At 70.5% G+C, this 2302-nt stretch carries 3 protein-coding genes; all 3 read left to right on the top strand.

All coding sequences use genetic code 11. From position 1 onward, the window contains the following. A partial coding sequence (locus AC3A6B_RS29730; protein ID WP_487840225.1) for an ABC transporter permease subunit occupies positions 1–324 on the top strand: 324 nt, incomplete at its 5' end. Further along, positions 324–1952, top strand: a complete 1629-nt coding sequence (locus AC3A6B_RS29725) for an ABC transporter ATP-binding protein (RefSeq protein ID WP_487840224.1) — start codon at positions 324–326, stop codon at positions 1950–1952. The genes AC3A6B_RS29730 and AC3A6B_RS29725, both read left to right, overlap by 1 nt. 11 nt (positions 1953–1963) lie before the next feature. Beyond that, the coding region (locus tag AC3A6B_RS29720; RefSeq protein ID WP_487840223.1) for an isocitrate/isopropylmalate family dehydrogenase at positions 1964–2302 on the top strand (339 nt) is incomplete at its 3' end.

Raw genomic sequence — 2302 nt, 5'->3', positions numbered from 1 at the left:
GTGGCGCGCACGCGCGGCGAGGGCACGCTCTACATCATGCTGCGCGAGATCCTGCCCAACATCATCGGGCCGATGCTGGCCGACCTGGGCCTGCGCTTCGTCTACGTCGTGCTGCTGCTGGCGAGCCTGAGCTTCCTCGGCCTGGGCATCCAGCCGCCTGCCGCCGACTGGGGCTCGCTGGTGCGCGAGAACATCGGCGCGCTGGCCATGGGCGGCGCCTCGGTGATCGTGCCGGCGCTGGCCATCGCGAGCCTGACCATCGCGGTCAACCTGGTCATCGACAACCTGCCGGGCCGCACTGCCCGCGAACGAGGAGCAAGATGATGGGCGCACCGCTGATCGTCAACAACTTGAGCATCTGCGCCGGCGCGAGCACGCTGGTCGACAACCTGAGCTTCTCCGTGCAGCCCGGCGAAGTGCTGGCGCTGATCGGCGAGTCGGGCTCCGGCAAGACCACCACCGCGCTGGCGCTGATGGGCTATGCACGCCACGGCTGCCGGATCTCGGCCGGCCGCGTGCAGATCGGCGACACCGACGTGCTGGCGCTCGATGCGGCGCAGCAGCGCTCGCTGCGCGGCCGCACGGTTTCCTACATCGCGCAGAGCGCGGCTGCCTCCTTCAATCCCTCGCGCACGATCATGGACCAGGTGGTCGAGCCGACCGTCATCCACGGCCTGTGCAAGCGGGCCGAGGCGGAGGCGAAGGCGGTGCAGCTGTTCCGCGAGCTGGCGCTGCCCGATCCCGAAACCATCGGCGCGCGCTACCCGCACCAGGTCTCCGGCGGCCAGCTGCAGCGGCTGATGGCGGCGATGGCGCTGATCGGCGACCCCGAGCTCGTGATCCTCGACGAGCCGACCACCGCGCTCGACGTGACGACGCAGATCGAGGTGCTGCGCGCCTTCCGCCGCGTGGTGCGCGAGCGCCGCGCCACCGCGGTGTACGTGAGCCACGACCTCGCGGTGGTGGCGCAGATGGCGGACCACATCCTGGTGCTGCGCAACGGCCGCATGCGCGAGCTGAACGCCACCGGTCAGATCCTCACCGCGCCGGCCGACGACTACACCAAGTGCCTGCTGGCCGCGGCGCGGCCCGCGACGCGCGAATCGGGCAAGGCGGCGAACGACGACCCCGAGCTGCTGCTCCATGTGCAGCAGCTCTCGGCCGGCTACGGCCCGGTGGATGCGCAGGGGCGTCCGGCCATGCCGATCCTGCAGGACATCGATCTCAAGCTGCATCGCGGCCAGGCGATCGGCGTGATCGGCGAGTCGGGCTCCGGCAAGACCACGCTGGCGCGCGCGGTGGCCGGCCTGCTGAAGCCCAGCCACGGCAGCGTGCTGTTCCGCGGCCGCGAGCTCAAGCCGACGCTGCAGCAGCGCGATCGCGATGAGCTGCGCCGCATCCAGATCGTGTTCCAGATGGCCGACACGGCGCTCAATCCCTCGCAGACCATCGAGCGCATCCTGGCGCGTCCGCTCGAGTTCTACAAGGGACTGCGCGGCGAACCGCTCCAGCGCCGCATCCGCGAGCTGCTGGACCTGGTGCAGCTGCCGCACTCGGTGGCCGGGCGGCTGCCGGGCGGCCTCTCGGGCGGGCAGAAGCAGCGCGTCAACCTGGCGCGCGCGCTCGCAGCCGAGCCGGACCTGATCCTCTGCGACGAGGTGACCTCCGCGCTCGACACGGTGGTCGCCGCGGCGGTGCTGGACCTGATGGCGGAGCTGCGGCGCGAGCTCGGCGTCTCCTACCTGTTCATCAGCCACGACCTGCACACGGTGCGCGCGGTGTGCGACGAGATCGTCGTCATGCAGCACGGCCGCAAGCTGGCGCAGGTGGCGCGCTGCGACTACCAGCGCGGGCCGCACCATCCCTACTACGAGCTGCTGGCCCGTTCGGTGCCCGAGCTGCGCCAGGGCTGGCTCGACGACATGGACCGCAAGGCCGCGACAGCATCATGAAAAAAACCGAGATGACCCCCACCTTCCGCATCGCGCTGATCGCCGGCGACGGCATCGGCAAGGAAGTGATGCCCGAAGGCCTGCGCGTGGTGCAGGCCGCGGCGGAGCGCTTCGGCTTCGAGCTCGACTGCCGCACCATCGACTGGGCCAGCTGCGACTACTACGCCGAGCACGGGCAGATGATGCCGGACGACTGGAAGGCGCAACTGCAGGGCGTCGACGCGCTGTACTTCGGCGCCGTCGGCTGGCCCGCGACCGTGCCCGACCACGTGTCGCTGTGGGGCTCGCTGCTCAAGTTCCGGCGCGAGTTCGACCAGTACATCAACCTGCGCCCGGTGCGCCTGTTCGAG

Source organism: Variovorax sp. Soil_C_33, from assembly GCF_057656935.1.
This window is presented reverse-complemented; position numbering and strand designations above follow the sequence as displayed.